Origin of the sequence: Devosia sp. (assembly GCF_036676215.1) — a bacterium.
GTDB lineage: Bacteria > Pseudomonadota > Alphaproteobacteria > Rhizobiales > Devosiaceae > Devosia.
In genome coordinates this window covers 55,163-76,887 of sequence record NZ_JAKFDJ010000068.1, presented here as the reverse complement: position 1 = coordinate 76,887, position 21,725 = coordinate 55,163, and the positions used below count along the sequence as shown (strand labels likewise).

Sequence of the window (21,725 nt, the reverse complement as noted above, 5' to 3'; positions counted from 1 at the left end):
TTTTGCGGGCGCTTGCGGGCCGGCATCAGGGCCGGCCCCACCGCATTGACGGACTCACGCGTCCATTGTCATAAATCCGTCATGGCGGCTCAGTGGAGCCGGGTTCGATGACCCGGCTCGCCGTTCCATGCGGAACATGCCTCGATGAGCCCGATCGTCATCGTCCTCGCCCTCAGCGCCGCCGTGCTGCACGCGACCTGGAATGCCTTCCTGCGCAGTGGGGCAGACAGGCTCTGGACCGTCACGGTCATGAGCTTTTCGGGCACGATCATTGCCATTCCTTTCGCTTTCATCTTTCCGCTGCCGGCGTCATCGGCGTGGATTTACATCGCACTCTCGTCGGCGCTGCAGGTCGGTTACACGTTCTTCCTGGTCGCCGCCTATCGCTATGGCCAGCTCGGGCAGGTCTATCCCATCGTGCGCGGTACGGCGCCATTGCTTGTCACCCTGGGCACTTTCCTGCTGGCCGGCGAACGGCCTTCGATCGCTCAGGCGATCGGGGTGACGCTGGTGGCAGTCGGCATCATGAGCCTGGCCCTCGGCAAGAGCAGGGCGTCCTGGGCGTCGATCCTTTTTGCCTTTGCCACGGGCGTCATCGTCGCCAGCTATGGCACGGTGGATTCCATTGGCGTCCATGTGGCGCAACATGCTGGCGCCTATGCAGCCTGGGTCTTCATCGGTTACGGCACCATGCTGCCGCTTGCTTTCGTTCTCGTGCGCCGCAACCTGACCGTGAACTTTGGCGAGCCTGACACGTGGAAAGCTCTGGGCGGGGGGATCGCTGCGCTATTCGCCTACGCTCTGGTGGTGATTGCATTCTCTTTGGGCCCTGCCGGACCGATCACCGCCCTGCGGGAGACCAGCGTCGTTTTCGCTATCCTGATTGGCTGGTTGTTCCTTGGGGAAACCCTGACCGCCCGTCGCATCGTTGCTGGCGCGATCGTGGCCCTGGGCGCCATCTGCCTGGGCCTGGCTCGCTAAGACCGCCGCCGACACGCATTGTCCTATTGACGGCTAGGCGAATTCCTATGCAGATGTCGCCACCATGAGTGACATTGCTTCTTTCCGCCAATCCGTCGAAACCTTCATCTCCGCCCGCGGTTGGACGCCGACCCGGTTCGGCCGCACCGTTGCGGGCGATCCGCTCTTCGTCTTCGACCTGCGCGAGGGTCGTGAGCCGCGCTCCGATACCCGTACGCGCATCCTCAAGGCGATGCAGGATTTTGGCGACGGCCAGACGCAGGCACCTTTGCGCGTCGGCGTGGCGGGCCTCGGCAATGTCGGCGCCACGCTGGTGCGCATCCTGCAGAAAGACGGGGGCGAGCTGACGCGAAAACTTGGCCGCCAATTGGTGGTGACGGCCGTTGCCGCGCGCTCGCGATCCCGCGACCGCGGCATTGATATTTCCGGGCTCGACTGGTTCGACGATCCGGTGGCCCTCGCCAAATCCGATGGCATCGACCTTTTCGTCGAGCTGATCGGCGGCGAAGACGGTCCGGCCTTCGCGGCCGTCAAGGCGGCGCTGGAAATCGGCCGCCCGGTGGTCACAGCCAACAAGGCGCTGCTGGCCAAGCATGGCGTCGCCCTGGCCCGGCTGGCCGAGGAATCTGGCGCCCAGCTCGGCTTCGAGGCAGCGGTGGCCGGCGGCATTCCCGTGATCAAGACGCTGCGCGAGGGCCTGGGTTCGGCCCGCATCGCCAAGGTGTTCGGTATCATGAACGGCACCTGCAACTATATCCTCACCCGCATGGGCAATGAGGACATCAGCTTCGCCGATTGCCTCAAGGACGCGCAGGCGCTCGGCTATGCCGAAGCCGACCCGACCTTCGACGTCGAAGGTTTCGACACCGCGCACAAGCTCTCCATCCTTGCCACGCTCTGCTTCGGTTACGAGATCGCACCGGACAAGATCCGGGTGGAAGGCATTTCCAAGATCACCCAGCACGACATCAAGGTCGCGGCCGAGCTGGGTTACAAGATCAAGCTGCTCGGCATCGCCCAGCGCACCGACGAAGGCATCGAGCAGCGCGTGCACCCCACCTTCGTGCCCAAGGGCAGCGCCATTGCCGGCGTCGATGGGGTGATGAACGCCGTGGCGCTGGAGACCGACCATGTGCACGAACTGCTGCTGGCCGGTCCTGGCGCAGGCGGGCCGCCTACTGCCTCCTCGGTGCTCTCGGACATCCTCGATATCGCTCGCGGCACGCGTGTGCCGCCGCTGGGCGTGCCGAGCGACGAACTGCTGCCCTACAGGGATGCTCCCATGCGCGCGCATGAGGGCGGCTACTATATCCGCCTCAATGCCAAGGACGTGCCCGGCGCCCTCGCATCGATCACCAGCCGTATGGCCGAGCATGCCATTTCCATCGACTCCGTCATTCAGCGGTCCGATTTGAACGCTAAGGCAGTGGCGTCGGACGGGTCGCCGACTCGCACTGTGGTGATGATCACTCAACAGACTTTGGAATCATCGGTGCGTGAATCGCTTGCGCAGATCGCGGCTGACGGGTTTATCGTGGATGAACCGCAACTGATCCGGATCGAAACGCTCTGATATCCCCGCCGGGGCAAGTCAGACCCCGGGAGGATATATGAGACTCAGCAAGGTCGAGGGCGCCAAAAGCCCGGCCCATCTGCACCGCAGCCTGACCCTGGAACTGGTCCGCGTCACCGAGCGCGCCGCCATTGCTGCCGCCGAGTGGCGCGGCAAGGGCAACGAGCAGGCTGCCGACGAGGCTGCCGTGCTCGCCATGAAGGCCGAACTCGACCGTGTCGCCATTTCCGGCCGCATCGTCATCGGCGAGGGCGAAGAGAACGAGTGCGACAACCTCTATATCGGCCAGGCTGTCGGGGCCGGGCAGGGGCCGGAGGTCGACATCGCCGTCGACCCGCTCGAGGGCGTTACGCTTTGCGCCAAGAACCAGCCCGATTCCATCGTGGTGCTGGCCATGGCCGAGCGCGGCGGGCTGCTCAACGTTGCCCGCAACGTCTATATGCACAAGATCGCCATTGGCTCTGAATACGCTCCAGGAACGGTCCATATCGACTGGACGGCCACCGAAAACGTCAAGGCCCTGGCCCAGGCCAAGGGCGTGCCGATCTCGGAGATCACCGCCATCGTGCTGGATCGCCCGCGCCATGCCGGTCTGATCGAGGAGCTGCGCACCACTGGTGTTGCGGTGAAGCTGATCAGCGACGGCGACATTGCCGGGGTGATCCACGCGGTCAATACCGAGGATACCGGCATCGACATCTATCTCGGCTCCGGTGGCGCCCCTGAGGGCGTGCTGGCCGCGGCGGCCTTGCGCTGCATCGGCGGGCAGATGCAGGGCAAGCTGATCCTCGATACCCCTGCCAAGCGCGAACGCGCCATCGCCATGGGCATAACCGACCCCAACCGCATCTATGACGTGACCGAGCTGGCGGCCGGCGACGTGCTGGTGGCGGCCACTGGCGTCACCGACGGCACCCTGCTCGAAGGCGTCCGCCTGCGCCGCAATTCGGTCGAGACCAACACCATCGTTATGCGCTCCTGGAGCCAGACCGTCCGCTGGATCAGGGCGCAGCACGCGCGCTAGGGTACCTCTTACCTCTCCCTTTGGGGGAGAGGTCGGCGCGCAGCGCCGGGTGAGGGGGCCTTTCCACGCACCGCACCAAGAAAAGGCCCCCTCACCCGACCCAAGAGGGTCGACCTCTCCCCCAAAGGGAGAGGTGAAGAGGAGCCTTCCCACCTGCGCCCAAATCGCCTACCTCTCAGCCATGCTCGATGCGCCGCGACCCTTCCTCGATGTTTCCCGCTCGGTCACCGGCCGAGCCTGGACTGACCGGCTGGACGCAACCACCACCCGCACTGCCACAGCGATCGCCCAGCGCACCGGCATCTCGGAAATCCTCGCCCGCATCATCGCAGCGCGTGGCGTCGAACTCGACGGTGCCGAGACCTATCTCGATCCGACCATTCGCGGCCTCATGCCCGATCCCTCGACGCTGACCGCCATGGACGCGCTGGCCGAGCGCCTCGCCAAGGCCATTGCCGACAACGAGGCCGTGGCCCTCTTCGGCGACTATGACGTGGACGGCGCCTGCTCCTGCGCACTGATGGCGCGCTATCTGCGCCATTTCGGCATCGAGCCGCAGGTGCATATTCCCGACCGCATCTTCGAGGGCTACGGCCCCAATGTCGCGGCCATGGACAAGCTGATCGACGCGGGCGCCAACCTCGTCATCACGCTCGATTGCGGTACCACCAGCGACGGTCCCATCGCCCATGCGCGGGGCAGGGGCGTCGACGTGCTGGTCATCGACCATCACCTCAGCGACCACGAGCTCCCCAACGCCAACGCCCTGGTCAATCCCAATCGGCCCGACGACATTTCCGGCCTCGGCTATCTCTGCGCCGCCGGTGTCACCTTCATGGTGCTGGTGGCGGTCAATCGTACACTGCGGCAGCGCGGCGATACTGGCCTGCCTGACCTGCTCAAGCTGCTCGATCTGGTGGCGCTGGCCACGATCTGTGACGTGGTCCCGCTCACCGGCCTCAACCGTGCCTTCGTCGTCCGCGGCCTCGAGGTTGCCCGCCGTGGCGACAACAAGGGCATTGCCGCGCTTGCCCTGGCGTCGCGGCTCAGCGGGCCGATCAACCCCTACCATCTGGGCTTCCTGCTGGGGCCGCGTATCAATGCCGGTGGCCGCATCGGCAATGCGGCGCTGGGCACCGAATTGCTGACCGTGGATGACGAACACCATGCCCTCGCCATCGCCGCGCGTCTCGACGAGCTCAATTCCGAACGCCAGCGCATCGAGGTCGAGGCCGTCGAAGAAGCCGCCGCCGTGGCCGACATGGAAATCGGCAGCGGCGAAGGCCCGCCGGTGCTGGTGCTGGCCTCGGCAAACTGGCATCCCGGCGTTGCCGGTCTCATCGCCTCGCGCCTGCGCGAACGCTTCGAGCGCCCCACCTTCGCCATTGCGCTGCAGCCTGACGGCACGGGCACCGGCTCAGGCCGCTCGATGCCCGGCGTCGATCTCGGCCGCGCGGTCATCGAGGCGGTGGAACTCGGCCTCATCGCCAAGGGCGGCGGCCATGCCATGGCGGCAGGCGTTACCATCAAGCCGGGCCAGCTTGGCCCATTCCGCTCCTTTCTGGCCGAAAAGCTGTCCGTCGACGTGACCGCGGCTCGGGCCGCCACGGCTCTGCCGGTCGATGCGGCGCTGACGGCACGCGGCGCGACGCTGGACCTGGTGCATGACCTCGAAAAAGCCGGCCCCTACGGCTCGGGCAATCCCAGTCCGGTCTTTGCCTTTCCGGCCCATCGGGCCCGCTATGCCCAGATCGTCGGCAAGGGTGGCCATGTCAGCTTCACGCTGACCTCGGAAGACGGAGCACGGCTCAAGGCCATTGCCTTCCGCGCCGCCAATACGGCGATCGGCGACGCGCTGCTGCGCGACTCCGATGCGCCCTTCCATTTTGCCGGTGCGCTTTCGATCGATCACTACCAGGGCCGCGAACAGGTGCAGTTTCGCCTGACCGATCTGGCCAAGCCCAAGGGCTGAGCGAAACTCTTTACTGATCCAGCGGCACATCCTCGCGCTGCACAGCAGCCTTCGCTTTTCCGTGCGACTGCCCGCCGAAACGGTGCTTTGGGCATTGCGCTCGCTGAAGCGGAGGTCGGCTTGCTGACCGCGGATTTCGAGGGTGAACGGCGGCCGCTGACCGGCGCTACCCTATTGAAACTGCTGCTTGCATATCCATTTATGACCGCTAAACTAGTCGTGGGCATACACTGGAAAGCACTGCTTTTGTGGCTCAAGAGTGTACTGCCGACGCTCAAATTGAGGCGGCAATCGAAGCGCCGCCGCGCAGTCTAGCGACATTTGGATTCAGCGGCCGATGACGAAAAGCGTAGCAGAAAGCACCAATACCGGCGTGACGCTGTGGACCCGTTTTGCCTCCTGGGCTGTCGAGCAGATCGGCAGCAAGCTTATCGGCAAGGCGCGGCATGGCACCCTCACGGTAATCTTGCCCAATGGGCGGACTCGTACCGTGGGGGACCCGTCAACAGGCGAGCACTCGGTGCTCCGGCTCAACAATTTCCGTGTCATCACCGAGGCCATGCAACGCGGCACGGTGGGCTTTGCCGCGGCCTATATGAATGGCGACATCGAGGTCGATGACCTCACGGCGCTGTTTCGCTTCTTCCTGCAGAATCGTGACACCTTCGATCAGGCCAATCCCGGTTTCTTCCGCAAGGCAGCCGGTGATCTGCATTATCACTTGTCACGACGCAACACGCTCGAAGGCTCCAAGAAGAACATCGCCGAGCACTATGACCTCGGCAACGACTTCTATGGCCAATGGCTCGATCCATCGATGACCTATTCGTCGGCCGTCTTCACGTCGGGCGACCAGAGCCTGGAAGAAGCCCAGCTCGCCAAATACCGCCGCGTCGCCGACATGGCGGGCGTAACCGCCGGATCGTCCGTGCTGGAAATCGGCTGCGGCTGGGGCGGTTTCGCCGAGACTGTGGCGCGCGATTACAAGGCCAATCTGCGCGGCATCACCCTCTCGGCCGAACAGCTCAAGTTTGGTCAGCAGCGCCTGGCCCGTCAGGGCCTCGACCAATATGCCAAGCTGGTCTTTGAGGATTACCGCCACACCGAAGGGCAGTTCGACCATATCGGCTCGATCGAGATGATCGAGGCAGTGGGCGAGGATAATTGGCCGAGCTATTTCCAGACCGTACATGACCGCCTCAAGCCCGGTGGCACCGCCGCCATCCAGGCCATCACCATCAACGAGGCCGATTTCGACGGCTATCGCAGCGGCCCCGATTTCATCCAGCGCTACATCTTCCCCGGTGGCATGTTGCTGACCAAGACGGTGATGCAGGAATTCGGCGAGAAATACGATCTGGTGCTCGAAAACGTCGAGACCTTCCGCCTGAGCTACGCCAAGACCCTCAAGCTCTGGCGCGAGCGCTTCCTGGAACGCTGGCCGATGATCGCCCCGCTCGGCTATGACGAGGAATTCAAGCGCAAGTGGGTCTACTACCTCAGCTATTGCGAGGCGGGCTTCACCGAAGGCTCGATCGACGTCGGAATCTATCAGTACCGCCGGCCGGCTTAGCGGCCAGCGCCGGCCTGCCGAATTCCCCGTCCTCCACGACCTGAAAGGGCAACATCATGTTGGGGCAGCGGTAGTGGGTTAGGTGAGTTCGCGCAGTTACACCATACGATATGGGATGTCGCTCAAATCCACCGGGACATCGACGTAGCCCTTTTGTTTGAGCAAATCCCCGATTGCTATCCTGCTCGCCTCTTGCGACTGCGCTGGACCGACCATCACGCTTTTTATTGGCAATTTGCCGTCTAGGGACCAGTCCAATTCTAGGCGACGTGTGATCATGGAGCGCCGGGCGGCGAACTTTAGCCTAGCGTCCTCGCCAACCAAAAGTTTGGTGAAAAGCCGGTACTCTTTCTCGGCCTCAAATTTTGGATGCTTAATTACAGCGTGGAGAGTGTCATACAGCGACTGATGGAACGGACCAAAGTCCTTGATCCAGGCGTCAATTCTTTCCTGACTTTCTAGAAGCTTCAGGTTGTCGACATGGTAGTCGAGTGACTCAGCAGCTATTTGGGCGTGCCGAGCACTATCGTAAATAACTCTCAGCCAAGTCGTTTGGTGGCGTTTGGAAATTCGCTCCAGAAGTTCCCTTCCGTCAAATTCAATGGCGAAGGCGCAATTGTCGCCGCCATAGCCTCGCCACTGCCCGAGATCATCCTTAGCCGTCGAAAAACACGTGACAAATGCACCCGAAGAGACGGCCTCGCGTTTGGCCAGTGTGCCTAACACGCTCTGATAAATGGCGCGGTCGAAGTCAACATCGAGTGCCCGCAGTCTAGTGTTCGCCTCGTCATGTAGCAGTTTAGCGAAGTACAGATACTCCATCGAATCGTTCAGACCAGAAACGTGAGAAGCGAAAATCGTTCCGGTACCAATTATTCCCAACAATCCAACACCGGAAGTGTAGTGCCAGAATGTCTCAGGTCTAGGTGGCGTCTTGTCGACGACCTTGTGCAGGAATGCTTGGAGCCGCTTAATGGACGCCTGGTCAACTTCCTGCGGAAATTGAAGCGCCAAACCCTCAATTGCTTCTTCTGGTTCCATGCCCACGCGCCCCGAGTTACCAACGATAGGGAGCAGCTTGCGCTGTTTAGTGTCAAGCCGGATGGAGCATGTGGTGCGGCAGGTTGTTACGCACCATCTTGGGGAAGGAGAAGTTCCTGGTACGCCCACGGGGAATCGAACCCCGCTCTGCACCGTGAGAGGGTGCCGTCCTGACCGATAGACGATGGGCGCGGACCTAGGAACTCGTCGGCTTAGTCTATGTCATTCCCTGTCAAGAAGGAATGGTACGCCCTAGGGGAGTCGAACCCCTCTCTGCACCGTGAAAGGGTGCCGTCCTAACCGATAGACGAAGGGCGCCTAAGCGCTGGTGGTCGTATAGTTGGGTGATTTCGGATGCGCAACCCATTTGCGACCCGAAAGCCAAAATTTTCAACAGCCCGAGAACGTGACGGGCCGATTATAACCGCGCGGCCGGTCGCGCACGTCCACGTGGATGAACTGTCGGCCCGGATAGCAGCCCAGCCCGCCCGCGCTGCTGCGATGCATGGCGAAGGCGATCAATTGTTGCTTGTCGACGCCCGGAATGTAGAAATCCGCCGCCATGCATTTGGTGTGATAGGAGCTGTCCGCGCCGCCCGCCGCCGCGTTGTGCTGGTTGTCGCGATAGCCCGAGCTCATGATGACCTTGCGCCCGAACTGTCCCTCGAACTCCCAGATCAGGAAGCGCAGCTTGGGCGAGAGGCACAGCGCATTGACTTCATTGCTGGCGACATAGGTGCCCCAATCGCTTTTCTTGCCCGCATAGGCCGCGCCGCTGCCGCTGGCGAACATGGCCATGGGCATGCAGGCCGCCAGGGTCAGCGCGCACAGGGCGATGGCAAGAATGGAGCGGAATGAGATGTTCATGGCGACTTCCGAGAGACCGCCTGTTGCCCTTGGGCAACAGGCAATGGCCCGTTCTGTGAAGTCGCTAAAATACGATCCTTTTCGCTAACCGCAGGCTAAGCGCCACGGTTAGCAAAACGTTAGCAATGGTCGGCGGGCTACCACTTGCCGGTGTTGGGCATGGACAGCCAGGGTTCCTGCGGGGGCAGGGTGCCATCCTGGATCAGTTCCACCGAAATCCCGTCCGGCGAGCGCACGAAGGCCATGTGTCCGTCGCGCGGCGGCCGGTTGATGGTCACGCCCATATCGGAAAGATGCTGGCACAGCTTGTAGATATCGGCCACCCGATAGGCCAGGTGCCCGAAATTGCGCCCGCCGGTATAGTCTTCCGGATCCCAGTTAAAGGTGAGTTCGACCTCCCCGCCCGCATCGCCCGGCGCGCGCAGGAAGATCAGGGTGAAGCGGCCCTTCTCATTCTCCGTGCGCCGCACTTCCTCCAGTCCCAGGCCCTCGCAATAAAAGCGCAGGCTCTCGTCGACATTGGTCACCCGGACCATGGTGTGCAGATACTTCACGGCAATTCCTCCTTGGCGAAATCGATTGTCGCTGGCCTAGCAAGACCGTAGTCCCGCGGCAACCGGTGCAATTCCAAACAGACTCTTAACAATTGCGTTTGAATCGGACACAGTGGTGTTCTGTCTTGTGGAGTACCTCGCAGTTGCGAGGCGAGTGCGAAGGGCTTTGGGGCGCATGGGGGCCAAGTTTACTGGCGATAGCGAAGAGGCCGCGGTCGTGTCGTCCGACACGGAGCCTGCGGGCCATTCCGGCGCTGCCTCCCCAGCCGGCGAATCCGGTCTGGATACCATCGAAATTTCCGGTTCCATCAAGTGGTTCGATGCCGGCAAGGGGTTCGGTTTCATCGTGCCCGACAATGGCATGGCTGATGTCCTGCTGCATGTGACCTGCCTGCGCCGCGACGGCTACCAGACCGCCTATGAAGGCGCCCGCATTGTCGTGGAAGCGCTCAATCGCCCTGGGGGCCTGCAGGCGTTCCGCATCGTCTCGATGGACGAATCGACCGCCCGTCATCCCGCCCAGATGCCCGCGCCGCGCACTCATGTCGTGGTGGAGCCGACCTCCGGCATGGTTCGGCTCGAGGTGAAGTGGTTCAACCGCATTCGCGGCTTCGGCTTTCTCTCGGCCGGTGAGGGCACGCCGGATATTTTCGTGCATATGGAAACGCTTCGTCGCTTCGGCATTACCGAATTGCGGCCGGGGCAATTCGTGCTGGTTCGCTACGGCAACGGTCCCAAGGGCCTTATGGTCGCCGAAATCCGGCCCGATGGTTGGGGCGACGCGCCGTCCTCGCACTAGGAATTGCTCCCATGATGCTGTTTGCCCAAGGCTTTGTCCCGGTGCTGCTCCGCGCCGGTACGGTGATTGCCATTGCCGCCGTCGCGCTACCGCTGGCCGCCTGCAGCGACGAGGGCAAGCTGGTGCTTCACTCCTCGACTGGCGAGCACAGCTTCAATGTCGAAATCGTTGATACGCCCGAGACGCGCGCCGAAGGGCTGATGTTCCGCCAGGAACTGGCAGACGACGCCGGCATGCTGTTTGATTTCAAGGAAGAGCGGCAGGTGTCGTTCTGGATGCGCAATACCTTCATTCCGCTGGACATGATCTTTGTCGGCGCCGATGGGGTGGTCAAGACCATCCACGTCAACGCCCGGCCGCAGGATCCAACCTCGATCCCGTCACAGGTGCCGGTGCAGTTCGTGCTGGAAATTCCGGGTGGACGCTCCGTCGAGATCGGGCTGCAGCCCGGCGACACCATGGAGCACCCGCTTGTCGGCGCTACGCCGAAGAACTGACTAGAGCCGGTGGATGACCATGCAGTCGATCACCGCCCACAGATGCAGGCTCGCACCGACTACAACGAAGACGTGCCACAGGGCGTTCTGGAATTTCAGCTTTTCCCAGAGATGGAAGATGATTCCGAGGGAATAGGTCACTCCGCCCGCCAGCAGAAGCCACATCGTTGTCGGTGGCAGAGTCTGGGCCAGTGACTGGAACACCAGCACGCCACTCCACCCGATCGCCAGATAGAGCGCGATGGCCAGCCTTCCAAACCGCTCCGGTACGACGAGCTTGAGCGCCACCCCGATCAGCGACGCCCCCCACACGAAGGTCGTCATGAGCGCGCCCGTCGTTGTGCCGCCCATGACGGCGAGGAAGGGCGTGTAGGAGCCGGCGATGAAAAGGAAAATGGCAGCCTGGTCGAAGCGCGCCAGCCACATCTTGATCGGCGATATCGGCCACAGATTGTAGGCGAGAGACACCCCCAGCACGACGACCAGCGAGCCGACATAGACTGCCAGCGCCGGCACGGCCTCGGGGGCCGTCTCGAGGATGGCAAAGGCCAGCAGCACCGATCCGGCAGCAATCGCGACGATCAGCCCGAGAACATGAACGACGCCATCCACCACCTTTTCGGCAATGGTGAACGGTCGCTGTTCGCGACTCCACCAGGAATAGCCGGCCGGAAATTTTTGCACTGGGATCGCTCTCCTTTGACCCCGAGCTTGGCGCAGGGAAGTGACCAGATTATTGCAGCGCGACGCCCATCATGCGCCATCGTAAAGTCTGCCTCAACGCATCTGGTGAATAACCGGTTGCGTCACAAGGGGTATGCTTGACGGGTAACGCCTGCGTTACTACTGAGAACGGACCACGTTCTGGAACCCGGCATGCCCCCGATCGCCATCCTTGTCGCGCTGGCCGACCCAACCCGTTGCCGCATCATCGAAATCCTGCGCGACGGGCCACAGCCGGTGCATGTACTCGCGGGATCGTTCGATATCAGCCGCCCAGCCATCTCGCGCCACCTGCGCGTGCTGAAGCAGGCCAGGCTGATCAGCGAGAAAAAGACCGGCCGCGAAAACCGCTACGCTTTGCATGCCAATCAGTTGCAGCCCGTGGCTGCGTGGCTGGCCGAACTGGCTCCGATTGCCGAGCCGGTTTCTGTCGGACAGCCGGCGCCCGCCATCGTCCGGCCGGCGCCGCAAGCGGTTCCGACACCGGCCCCGGTTCCGGAAGTGACCCCGGCGCCAGTGGCATCCAGGCAGCGCCGCGAACCATCAGTGTCGCAGATGGGCTTCGATTTCTGACGGCGGCTTTCGAGTGAGACAAGCACCAGGCAGGACTGCCAAGCAGTCGCGGCGGTTGTTTGTGCCCTTGTGACGGCGATTAGTCCGACGTGGATGCGCCATTAGCGTATAGCTCGCGTCTCACCTCACAAAGGAAGCCTCGCATGAACAGAAACTGGATCATCGGAATTCTCGTCGCGGTCGTCGCACTTATCGCGGTCGTCTACTTCATGAACACGCAGAACCAGCCGCCTGCGTCGGTGACGACGAACACCACCGTGAACACGCCTGCGGCGCCCGCCGCACCAGAAGCGCCCGCTGCTCCGGTTGAGACTGCCCCTGCTATGGCACCCGCCCCGGCCGCAACCACTCCCGCTCCTGCGGCTCCGGCGGCTCCCGCGCCAGCCGAACCCGCGCCAGCCGAACCCGCGCCCGCAGAGCCCGCGCCGGCTGCACCGGCTGCTCAGTAGGCGTCGGACAAAACGATCAAATATCGGTGAGGCGGCCCACGGGCCGCCTTTTCCGCTGGGATTTAGCAGGCGAGACGGTCCTGGTGCACCTTCATATCGCCGAAGAATTGCTGCGCGGAGCAATCCATCCGTCGCCGGTCATGCATGTCTTGATGCCGTCAGCGCAATGCTGGTGGCCTCGAAGTCGTGGTGAAAGGCAAGTCGTGCTGATCGACCCAACCGGGCAGTCTGGTAGCCGCGCTAGAGCACTGCGTCTCCGGGGCAGTCCGGCTGGATCGCAGGTGGCCGATTGGGGAACTAATGAGTGACCGCAATCGAGTTCAGTCCGCCTTCATACAGCTTCAACGTGGCTTCGATGTCCTCGATATGCATCGCAAAGCCCTGATCCACGGCTTCGGCCTGGCGGCGCAAGTGATCGCGTCTTGAAATCAGCTCGAAGCGCTCGCTTTCGAGCTCCTTGATCGCAAGATCAATGCGATCACGGTGGGTTGCAAGGCGCTGCACCATCGGTGCGGCTTGCTTGGAGGCTTCCAGAATTGCCGCTTCCATTTGCTGATGATCGTCATTGACGATCTTGAGCGCGGTTTTGGCTCGCATGGTCATTTGTTTCTCCTTTGGTCGTTTTTCCGGTCTTGTGGACCGGGAGACTTGCCCTGCGCTTGGGATGACAGCCCAACATGGTGTCAAAACCAAGGTTTCTTGGACATTGCCGAGGAGTTCTTGATGGTTTCGCCTCCTGAACTTGATCGGGATCCGCCAGAGCCGGGAGTCAGTCCGCCACCGCGCTCCTCCCGGGATGCCTATGCCGGGCTGGCCGCAGGCCGACCATATGCGGCTTTCTGGCGTGAAGGAGGGGCTCGCTCAGGTGCGGGTTCTTGAGGCCAAGCGCCGTCAGAGCAGAGGCGCAAATGGCGCAGGCACCGTAAAGGTCGGCAGGGCGTCGAAGCGCTGCTGCAACTGGATGTTCTGGATGGAGTTTTGCAGCGCCCTCAGATCGGCTTCGTATTTGCGTTGTCGCGTCGCGGCCTCCACCTCCTGCAACAAGCACAGAATGCGCTGTTCATTCGCCTGGATGGCCTCGATGGTCGACCCTGGAACCTGGCTGGGGCAGGCAGCTATTGCAGCTGTGCCGGAGACGAGGGCTAGGATGGCGGCCAGCACAAATGCCTTGAGCATGTCGCAACCTCCTTCGTCAGAGGCTGGGGCAATGGCCGCCCCCAGGCAAGTCACATCTGGCGGAGCAGGGGCTCTGGTAGTCGAACTGCCTGTCTGATGCAAAGACCGTGGTCCATACGTGGCGGCCCAAGTCGGATATGTGGCGTCATCATGCGATGCGACCGAGCCAGAACAGAGAGAGGGCCGCTGAGACCATCGCGATCAATGCGCCCAGGCCGGCAAAAATAAACGCAATTTCGGTGAGCTTCTTTTCGGCGACGATGCGCGTCGAAAGCGAAGCATAAACGTCAGCCAATGCCTCGGAAGACTGCGCTTCGAAATACTCGGCATCGGTTGCGTCCGCGATCGCCTGCAGCGTGGTGGCGTCAAGCATGGCACGCATCGAGCGCCCCCCGAAATCGACGACATCGCCGGCGGTCGAACCGAAGCCCACGGTATAGACCCGCACGCCATAGTCGGCAGCAAGGCGGCCTGCGGCGATCGGATCAGGACCGGTGGTCGTCGCGCCGTCGGTCAGCAGGATGACCACGGCGCTCTGGTAGGAGCCGGGCTCGACCGGCACGTGCTCGGCGACCTCTGGCTCGGGATCATCCAGGGAGCGGCTCCCCGCGCCCAGCTGACGACCATGACTCCGCGCCCCCAATTGGTCGCGGGGATCTCGGTCGGCGCCAAAGTCGAAGGTCTCATCGGGAAAGATTGTGGCGAGCGCGGTGAGTACACCGGCGCCGACGGCAGTGCCGCGCCGCAGGTCGAAGCTGTTGATGGCCGTGGTCAGCAGTTCGCGGTCCAGGGTTGGCGCCTGCATCAGCATGGCCGCCGAAGCGAAGGCCACAATGCCGATTTCCACGTCGGCGGGCTGCTGGGCGATGAAGGTCTTGGCCGCCTCCTGCGCCGCCACCATGCGCGAGGGATCCATATCGCTGGCCCGCATCGAGCCGGAGACGTCCATGGCCAGGATGACGGTGGCCCGCGAACTGGCCAGCGTGATGACCGCTGCCGGCCGGGCGACGGCGGCGATGAGCACGCCGATGGCCAGCAGCAGCAGGGCGGGCGGCAGGTGCCGCCGCCAGCCTATGCCCTTGCCGAGCGCCTGCCTGATCAGCGGCAGGTTGGCATAGCGTAGCGACAGGCGTTTGCGCCGCCGCTGGATCCAGACATAGGCCAGCACCAGCAAAGGCAGGATCAGCAACAGCCAGAGCATATCGAGCCATAGAAAGGTCATGCTGGAACTCCCGAAAAGGTGCCGCCCGCGCCTGCCTTGCGCATGCCGGAAAACCGCATTATGGCGTCAAGCAGGTCGTCGGCGGTCGACAGTTCCAGCGCGTCGACCCCGGCTCGCGCGAAGCCGCCCACGATCTGCTCTTCCCATTGCCCGGCGAGCGACGCGAAGCGCTGCCGGAAGCCCGCGTCTGTGGTGTCGACGAACACCTGCTCACCCGTCTCGGCATCTTCGAAAGCCAGCAGGCCAATATCGGGCAGCGCCACTTCGAGCGGATCGACCAGGCGCACCGCGACTGTCTCATGGCGCCGGCTCAGCATCGACAACGGCGCCTCCCAACCCGGCTGCGACACGAAGTCGGAGACGGCAAAGACCACCGAGCGCCGCCTGAGCGCCGCGCCGGCGTGACGGAAGAATGGACCGAGGTCCGTCGAGGGCGCCCGCAGGCGTCGCGGATGGGCGAGGATCTTGTCCATCAGATGCATCACATGGCGCCGCCCGCCGCGCGCCGGAATGAGGTGCTCGTCGACCCCATCGAAGAGGATGGCGCCGACCTTGTTGCCGTGGTGGATGAACAGCCGGGACAGCACGCCGACGAACTCGGTCAGCACCTGCCGCTTATCCCTGTCGCCTGAGCCGAAATCCACCGATGGGCTCAGATCGAGCAGGAACCAGGCGGTGACGTCACGGTCCTCATTGTAGATGCGCACATGCGGCACCTGGGTGCGCGCGGTGACGTTCCAGTCGATATGGCGCACATCGTCATACACCTGGTATTCGCGCAGATCGGCGAAATCGAGCCCGGTGCCGCGGAACAGCGTGCGGTAATCTCCCTGCAGGAGGCCGTCGAGCCGGCGGACCACCGTCCATTCCAGCCGCCGGAGCAGCGCTTCAGCTTGTCGAGGCGACGCGGACATGGGCTTGCAGGGGTTGTTCCGGCGCCGGGACGGCGCGGAGGATCTGGCTGATGATGTGGTCGGGCCCGACCGATTCCGAGAGGGCCTCATAGGAGAGCGAGATGCGGTGGCGCATGACGTCGGGCGCCACATCGATCACGTCCTGCGGCAGCACGTAGTCGCGTCCGCGCAGGAAGGCCAGGGCGCGGCCGGCCTCGATCATGTTGATGCTGGCGCGTGGGCTGGCGCCATAGGTGATCAGCCGCGGCAGCTCCGCGAGGCCGACCAGATCGGGATTGCGCGTCGCCGCGACCAGGCGCACCGCAAACTGGATCAGCGCGGGGTCGACATAGAGCTGGCGCGACCGCGCCTGCAGCGCGACAAGCTGCTCGGTGGTGGCGACGCGCGCCACGGCCTGCATGACGCCGGTGACGCGCGAGACGATGACAAACTCTTCCTCCTCGGAGGGGTAGCCCACCAGCACCTTCATCATGAAGCGATCGACCTGCGCCTCTGGGAGCGGGTAGGTGCCCTCGGTTTCGATCGGGTTCTGCGTCGCCATCACCACGAACGGGTCGGGCACGCGATGGCTTTCCCCGGCAATGGTGACCTGCCGCTCCTGCATTACTTCGAGCAATGCGCTCTGCACCTTGGCGGGGGCGCGGTTGATCTCGTCGGCCAGCAGCAGGTTGCAGAACACCGGCCCCAGCGCCGTGCTGAACTCGCCCGTCTTCTGGTTGTAGATACGCGTGCCGACGAGGTCGGACGGCACCAGATCGGGGGTGAACTGGATGCGCTTGAACGACCCCTGGATGGCATGGGCCAGCGTATTGACCGTCAGCGTCTTGGCCAGGCCAGGGACGCCTTCGACCAGCAGGTGCCCCTTGGCCAGCAGCGCGATCAGCACGCGTTCGAGGAAGTGGTCCTGGCCGACCACCACCTTCTTCACCTCATAGAGCACCTGCTCCATGAGCGAGGCGACGGCGGGAGCGGAAGTGTCTGATGGGTCGGCCATGATCCTGTTCCGTTTGCTGGGGCTAGAGGGGGGACTCTTCGACGGCGCCTCCGGCTTCTTCCATCGTCACGGCAAAGGCTATGCCGGCGAAGGTCCGGAGGCCGGAGGGATTGAGAATTGCGGTCACGATGCCCACGACCTCGCCGTCGGCATTGACCAATGGGCCGCCCGAATTGCCGGGATTGGCCGCGGCATCGAACTGGATGAGATTGCGCATGGTGACTTCGCCTTCACGCTGCAGCACCCGGAGCAGGCCGGAAACCACGCCGGCCGAAGCGGAAGGGCCGATGCCGAAGGGAAAGCCGATGGCCACCACCTCGTCGCCAGGCCGCAAGCTACCGCTAGCGCCAAGCGTCGCCGGGATCAGGTTGTCAGGCAGTATGCTGGGCCGGATGACTGCCAGATCGAGATCGGGCCTGGCACCGACGATCATGGCATCGGCCTCGGTGCCGTCGAAAAACTGGACGCGCAGCTTTTGCGCGGCCCGCACCACATGCAGGTTGGTGAGGATGGTGCCACTGTCGTCGATGACCACGCCGGTACCGACCGCGGTGAACTGCTCGTGGAAATCTTCCTCGAGCTCGCCCGAATCAGGCAGTTCGACGGCTGGCGGCTGCCCATCGTCGGGGGCCGTTTCGGGTGTCTCCGTCCCGGGGTCATAGCCACTGACCCGCACGACCGAAGGGATCACCGCGGCATAGGCGAGAGACGCGACCGAAGGCCGCCGCCCGCCTTCTTCGAGGGCGAAATTGACGGCGTCGTTGATGTCGGACTGCGTCAGGTTCTGGGGCGGCGGGCTCAGAACCTGATAGAATCCGACCAGCGCCAGGGTGGTCGCCACCGATGCGGCGACGAGCAGCTTGCTCTGATGGTTGCGGTAGAGCGCCTGCCAGCGCTCAAGCATGGAGGGTTCATCGGGTGCTACTGCTGGCGCCGCTTGAACGACGGTCGACGGGCCAGCCGGCGCCGGTTGCGCAGCTCCCGCTGGCCGCGCCCTGGACGAACCGCTGTACACTGGACGCCGCTTCACCCTGGGCACCCTCCTTGCTCGACCGGACGTAACCACGCAGGTCTTGTCGCAACATCAGCAGGGCTTCCTTCGAACCCTGGCTCGCCCTGTCCCCTCCTGCACGTATCCCACTTCGGTCCGTATCCCGCAGCGCAGTCGTCTGGACCGGTTGGCGAGAGCCACGGACCAACCAACAGCGCCGCCGTCTATGCGATTTTCGCACACTGGTGTACGACATGGGAGTGCTACACCCAACCGTGATGCAGCGTAAAAGGTCTTTTGGAGCAACAGCGTAACTGCGTCTGACTTGCAGTCAGCTTGGGGTTTCCGGCTAGATCGACCCTCATGCCGATCGCCTTTGGAAGTCCAGCGTCATCTAGGCAAGCTGTCTTGCTGGGAACCCGGCTCACCCGAGCGCCAAACGTAGAGACTCTTCGCGCGGCTGCTCTCAAGGGCCGTTTGAACCCAGCGATGACGGTCTTGGGCATCGCCCTTTTCCAGCACGTCGCAATGGCCGACCATGCAAAGCGGGCGCAGGGACGAGACCAAGGTCACTGGGTACGCTATGGATAGCTCGGGGCAACTCCATCTTGGAGAGAGCTGGGATGTTGATCCTATGGAATTTGCAAGAGTAGTCAGCACGTTCGAAGAAGGGCACGCGTAACGCATGGGGGAGCGGAAAAGTCGAACAGCTGCAATCTTGAGCGAACAGCCCACCTGCACCTATTGCGCAGGGGCCAGCCCGTCGACTTCCCGCGACCACTGCCCTCCCACGGCGATTTTCAACGACGCACATCGGCCGCCCGGTTTGGAGTTCGGGGCTTGCGGAGCCTGCCACCAAGGCACCCGATCGATGGACGCGATCGTGGCGATGTTGAGCCGGAACTTCCCAAATCCGACCACGGAAGCCGGGCGCATTGAGGGCCAGCGCCATGTGCGAAACTTTGTGAGGCGATACCCTGACCTCGCTGGCCTGCTGCAGTTCGACGATAGGCCTGTGCTCTACCAGGGGCAGACTGCGCATGCCGTGGCCATTCCTGCCGGCGGCAGACTCCCCCGGGCACTTGTCGCCTTCGGGGCAAGAGTCGGACTCGCTCTGTATCGCCATCACTTTGGCCGCCCAGCCCCGGCCGGTGCCTCCATCCACTCTTCTTGGCACCCGAACGCTCATCTTGACAGCGACGAGTCGATCGAAGAGTTGCTGCGGTCCATGGGGCAGGCGCAAACACTGGCTCAAGGACGTTGGCACGTCTCAGAGCAGTTCCGCTTCTGGAGCGCGGCACCGAGCGATGCACCCGATCTTTTTTGCTGCTTCGCCGCCTTTCGACAGTCGTTCGGGGTGCTGGCGGTGGTCGACCCCAATGGCCCGCGCTATGATGATGACCATCTACAATTCAGCCCGGGCTTCCTTCAGGGCTTCGTAGTCTAGCCGCGGGCACGTTACACCCACAACAAGCACGCTGGAGAGGGACATCTAAGAACGGCCCCCTGATACTCCCGAAGGCCTGCTATCGGAACGCAAAAGGAGAATGCCGGCGTGCTTGTGAATGCCGCTGCGATCCAGCAGGAGATGTTGGCGCTAAGAGGTCGCGATCCTTGGCAATTGGAATGTATGCGCCTCTGCACCGTGGCAGTGAACCTGTTCGTTGCCGCAGCTGGGGTGACCATTGTTGCGCGCGGCAACAATGGTCAAGCGCAAAGCGAGCTTGTCTCGCAGCAAGTGCTTGGCATCCGGGTGCTCAATAGCCTCGGATCGGCCGACGAATTGATCCTGCAGGGTTTCTTTCAACCTGCCGGCATCATGATCAGGGACATCGTTGAGTGCTCCTTTTTGCTCGACCTCTTCAGCCGAGCGCCTGAGCACCTGCCCAAATGGATCGCCCTTGGCCAGGAGGCTGGCCTGAAGGAATACAGGCCCCGTCAGGTCCGTGATCTGCTCAACAAGATTGACGGTATTGGCGAGAATGCCCGACAGAAGCCATATACTTTCTACTCCCGCTATGGAACGCATCCTAATCCGGAAGCAGTTGGCCTGATCGCTCCGGGGGGAGAGGTGCACATTGGACCCTTCCTAGACGAGACGCGCCTGATCGGCCTCACCTATGACCTCACCCGCTTTTCGGTGCTGTCGGCAGAGCATTTATGCCGCTGGATCATTGCTGTGGACCTGATCGAGGACGCAGCCTACGGAAGGCTCGCGGATGCCTGTATGGCTATCGAGGCGGCGTTTATGACGCTCAACGATCATCTTCTCAAGGTGCCTCGTGAACGCCTTGGGCAATAATGGCAGTGAGGCCCGTCTGGTGCCAGAAATGCTTTTTAAGAGAGATGCGTCGATTAACCTATTGATTGATTGTACTGGCGATCCCGGCAGGACTCGAACCTGCGACCAACAGCTTAGAAGGCTGCTGCTCTATCCAGCTGAGCTACGGGACCAGCGCAGATGGCCCCATTTAACGCATTTCTGCGCAAAGGGAATGCCCTTGTCGTGGCTATTGCGCCGCGACCACCGGCGATACCGGCGCGAGGCCCAGGGCAGGGGGGCAGGCGGTGCTGCCGCGCACGATCAGTTCGGAGCTGAGCACCATGTGCATCGGCACGCGGCTGCGCCTCTGGCCTTCGATCACGTCGATCAGCGCGCCGGCGGCGATGCGCCCCAGGGCTTCGCGGGGTTGTCGCATGGTGGTCAGCGGTGGCCAGACATGGGAGGCGACGGCCAGGTCGTCGAAGCCGACGATCGAGACGTCGCGCGGACAGTCGAGACCATGCTCGTGCACGGCCGACAGGAAGCCGATCGCGCTTTCGTCATTGGCGGCAAACACGGCCGTGGGACGGTCGTCGAGCCGCACGAAGCACTGGCCGGCCGCGTGCCCGGAATCCATGTCGAACGCACCGGCGAACATCCAGTCCTCCCTGATTTCGAGGCCGGCAGCCGCCATGGCCTTGGCAAAGCCGGCTTCGCGCTCGGCCGTCAGCACATTGCCCACCGGCCCGCGAATATGACCAATTCGCCGGTGTCCCAGCTCGATGAGATGCCGCGTCGCGCATTCGGCGGCGTAGCTATTGTCGGTCTTGACCGTGTGGAACGGGGCCGTCGGAATTTCCTCGCAGGCCACGATGAGCGGGAAGGGGGCAGGTTCGCCGGTCAGCATCATCAACTGCGCCAGGTCCGTGGAGCCGTCGAACAGCAACAGGCCGTCGACCCGGTTGGACATGAAATAATCGCGCATGCGTCGCCCCGAATCCGCGCCCGAGAACCGGTTGGCCACCAGCACGCCATAGCCCCGCATTGCGGCCTCGCGCTCGATGGAATCGAGAATGGTCGAAAAGAACGGATTGCCGATATCGGGCAGGGCGACCAGGATGGTTCGCGCCGTTCGCTGCCGCAGTGAGCGTGCCGATTGGTTGGGCGTATAGCCGGTGACGAGCACGGCCTCGGAAACGCGCGCACGGGTGCTCTCGCTGACCCTTTCAGGGCTTGAAAGGGCGCGGCTGACGGTGGCGGTAGAGACGCGTGCGAAACGCGCAACGTCTTGAATTGTCGGCGTCTTTTTCATCAAACTCATGCCTGCCAGCGCCCCCTCTCGCTGTCAGAAACCCGATCTGTCTAAATCGATCTTGACAGGTGCGCAACACGTGTATGAAACTCATGCAATCGATTGCAGAGATTTCGGGACCCGAAAAATGCAATCGATTACACGCAGCCAGCTCGGGATGCCTCACAAGAAGGTAGCCTTGCGGCTGGCATGCTTCGCGGGAGCGTTTCGCTCCAAGTGATCGTTGG

22 protein-coding genes and 3 tRNA genes are annotated in these 21,725 nt (G+C 62.9%); 11 read left to right on the top strand and 14 right to left on the bottom strand.

The window, feature by feature from the left end:
* Positions 1–144: 144 nt before the first annotated feature.
* The 6 genes from V6M52_RS06920 to V6M52_RS06900 all read left to right on the top strand — a co-directional run bounded on the left by V6M52_RS06920 (position 145) and on the right by V6M52_RS06900 (position 7,123).
* Complete coding sequence (locus V6M52_RS06920; protein ID WP_332700509.1) at positions 145–981, top strand: DMT family transporter; 837 nt, start codon at positions 145–147, stop codon at positions 979–981.
* 232 nt (positions 982–1,213) lie between these two features.
* On the top strand, positions 1,214–2,554 hold the full coding sequence (locus V6M52_RS06915; RefSeq protein ID WP_332700548.1) for a homoserine dehydrogenase: 1,341 nt from the start codon (positions 1,214–1,216) through the stop codon (positions 2,552–2,554).
* Positions 2,555–2,591: 37 nt separating this feature from the next.
* Positions 2,592–3,578 carry a class II fructose-bisphosphatase gene (gene glpX / locus V6M52_RS06910; protein WP_332700508.1) on the top strand — a complete coding sequence of 329 codons (987 nt, stop codon included), beginning with the start codon at positions 2,592–2,594 and terminating at the stop codon, positions 3,576–3,578.
* A 181-nt stretch (positions 3,579–3,759) separates the two neighbouring features.
* On the top strand, positions 3,760–5,550 hold the full coding sequence (recJ, locus tag V6M52_RS06905; protein ID WP_332687973.1) for a single-stranded-DNA-specific exonuclease RecJ: 1,791 nt from the start codon (positions 3,760–3,762) through the stop codon (positions 5,548–5,550).
* Positions 5,551–5,637: 87 nt separating this feature from the next.
* Entirely contained in the window at positions 5,638–5,865 is a 228-nt protein-coding gene (locus V6M52_RS19960) for a DUF1365 family protein (protein ID WP_442881827.1), read from the top strand.
* A gap of 22 nt (positions 5,866–5,887) precedes the next feature.
* The gene (locus tag V6M52_RS06900; protein ID WP_332687970.1) at positions 5,888–7,123 is read left to right on the top strand and encodes a cyclopropane-fatty-acyl-phospholipid synthase family protein; all 1,236 of its coding nucleotides are present in this window, start codon (positions 5,888–5,890) and stop codon (positions 7,121–7,123) included.
* A gap of 96 nt (positions 7,124–7,219) precedes the next feature.
* Here the strand turns inward: V6M52_RS06900 and V6M52_RS06895 are convergent, their stop codons facing one another.
* The 5 genes from V6M52_RS06895 to V6M52_RS06875 all read right to left on the bottom strand — a co-directional run bounded on the left by V6M52_RS06895 (position 7,220) and on the right by V6M52_RS06875 (position 9,585).
* Complete coding sequence (locus V6M52_RS06895) at positions 7,220–8,164, bottom strand: DUF2971 domain-containing protein (RefSeq protein ID WP_332687969.1); 945 nt, start codon at positions 8,162–8,164, stop codon at positions 7,220–7,222.
* A 117-nt stretch (positions 8,165–8,281) separates the two neighbouring features.
* Positions 8,282–8,356 (bottom strand) — tRNA-Glu (locus V6M52_RS06890).
* 51 nt (positions 8,357–8,407) lie between these two features.
* Positions 8,408–8,482: transfer RNA gene (locus V6M52_RS06885), tRNA-Glu, on the bottom strand.
* 72 nt (positions 8,483–8,554) lie between these two features.
* A complete protein-coding gene (locus V6M52_RS06880) occupies positions 8,555–9,031 on the bottom strand; it encodes a YcbK family protein (RefSeq protein ID WP_332700507.1) in 477 nt (158 codons plus the stop codon).
* Between the two features lie 137 nt (positions 9,032–9,168).
* The gene (locus V6M52_RS06875; RefSeq protein WP_332687967.1) at positions 9,169–9,585 is read right to left on the bottom strand and encodes a VOC family protein; all 417 of its coding nucleotides are present in this window, start codon (positions 9,583–9,585) and stop codon (positions 9,169–9,171) included.
* 175 nt (positions 9,586–9,760) lie between these two features.
* On the opposite strand from V6M52_RS06875, the gene V6M52_RS06870 reads away from it, so the two are divergent.
* A complete protein-coding gene (locus V6M52_RS06870) occupies positions 9,761–10,384 on the top strand; it encodes a cold-shock protein (RefSeq protein ID WP_332687966.1) in 624 nt (207 codons plus the stop codon).
* Positions 10,385–10,395: 11 nt separating this feature from the next.
* The gene (locus tag V6M52_RS06865; protein ID WP_332700506.1) at positions 10,396–10,881 is read left to right on the top strand and encodes a DUF192 domain-containing protein; all 486 of its coding nucleotides are present in this window, start codon (positions 10,396–10,398) and stop codon (positions 10,879–10,881) included.
* On the opposite strand, the gene trhA is transcribed toward V6M52_RS06865, so the two are convergent.
* Entirely contained in the window at positions 10,882–11,565 is a 684-nt protein-coding gene (trhA, locus tag V6M52_RS06860) for a PAQR family membrane homeostasis protein TrhA (protein WP_332687964.1), read from the bottom strand.
* Positions 11,566–11,757: 192 nt separating this feature from the next.
* On the opposite strand from trhA, the gene V6M52_RS06855 reads away from it, so the two are divergent.
* Positions 11,758–12,177, top strand: a complete 420-nt coding sequence (locus V6M52_RS06855; RefSeq protein WP_332700505.1) for an ArsR/SmtB family transcription factor — start codon at positions 11,758–11,760, stop codon at positions 12,175–12,177.
* A gap of 746 nt (positions 12,178–12,923) precedes the next feature.
* Here the strand turns inward: V6M52_RS06855 and V6M52_RS06850 are convergent.
* From V6M52_RS06850 to V6M52_RS06825, 6 genes are all read right to left on the bottom strand, one after another.
* Entirely contained in the window at positions 12,924–13,229 is a 306-nt protein-coding gene (locus V6M52_RS06850) for a hypothetical protein (protein WP_332687962.1), read from the bottom strand.
* Positions 13,230–13,517: 288 nt separating this feature from the next.
* Positions 13,518–13,802, bottom strand: coding sequence for a hypothetical protein (locus tag V6M52_RS06845; RefSeq protein ID WP_332687961.1), 285 nt, complete (start codon positions 13,800–13,802; stop codon positions 13,518–13,520).
* Positions 13,803–13,950: 148 nt separating this feature from the next.
* The gene (locus V6M52_RS06840; RefSeq protein ID WP_332700504.1) at positions 13,951–15,024 is read right to left on the bottom strand and encodes a VWA domain-containing protein; all 1,074 of its coding nucleotides are present in this window, start codon (positions 15,022–15,024) and stop codon (positions 13,951–13,953) included.
* Complete coding sequence (locus V6M52_RS06835) at positions 15,021–15,938, bottom strand: DUF58 domain-containing protein (protein ID WP_332700503.1); 918 nt, start codon at positions 15,936–15,938, stop codon at positions 15,021–15,023. Before V6M52_RS06835 ends, V6M52_RS06840 begins: the two co-directional genes overlap by 4 nt.
* Positions 15,913–16,932 (bottom strand): AAA family ATPase, encoded by a 1,020-nt coding sequence (locus V6M52_RS06830; RefSeq protein WP_332687958.1) that lies wholly within the window; start codon positions 16,930–16,932, stop codon positions 15,913–15,915. The genes V6M52_RS06835 and V6M52_RS06830 overlap by 26 nt, the downstream gene beginning before the upstream one ends.
* A 22-nt stretch (positions 16,933–16,954) precedes the next feature.
* Entirely contained in the window at positions 16,955–17,836 is an 882-nt protein-coding gene (locus V6M52_RS06825) for a S1C family serine protease (protein ID WP_332687957.1), read from the bottom strand.
* A 958-nt stretch (positions 17,837–18,794) separates the two neighbouring features.
* Here V6M52_RS06825 and V6M52_RS06820 point away from each other — a divergent pair.
* Positions 18,795–19,370 (top strand): hypothetical protein, encoded by a 576-nt coding sequence (locus tag V6M52_RS06820; RefSeq protein ID WP_332700502.1) that lies wholly within the window; start codon positions 18,795–18,797, stop codon positions 19,368–19,370.
* Between the two features lie 108 nt (positions 19,371–19,478).
* Complete coding sequence (locus tag V6M52_RS06815; RefSeq protein ID WP_332700501.1) at positions 19,479–20,225, top strand: hypothetical protein; 747 nt, start codon at positions 19,479–19,481, stop codon at positions 20,223–20,225.
* Between the two features lie 75 nt (positions 20,226–20,300).
* On the opposite strand, the gene V6M52_RS06810 is transcribed toward V6M52_RS06815, so the two are convergent.
* Together V6M52_RS06810 and V6M52_RS06805 are read right to left on the bottom strand one after the other, a co-directional pair.
* Positions 20,301–20,377 (bottom strand) — tRNA-Arg (locus tag V6M52_RS06810).
* 56 nt (positions 20,378–20,433) lie between these two features.
* Positions 20,434–21,507 (bottom strand): LacI family DNA-binding transcriptional regulator, encoded by a 1,074-nt coding sequence (locus V6M52_RS06805; protein WP_332700500.1) that lies wholly within the window; start codon positions 21,505–21,507, stop codon positions 20,434–20,436.
* Positions 21,508–21,725: the final 218 nt, after the last annotated feature.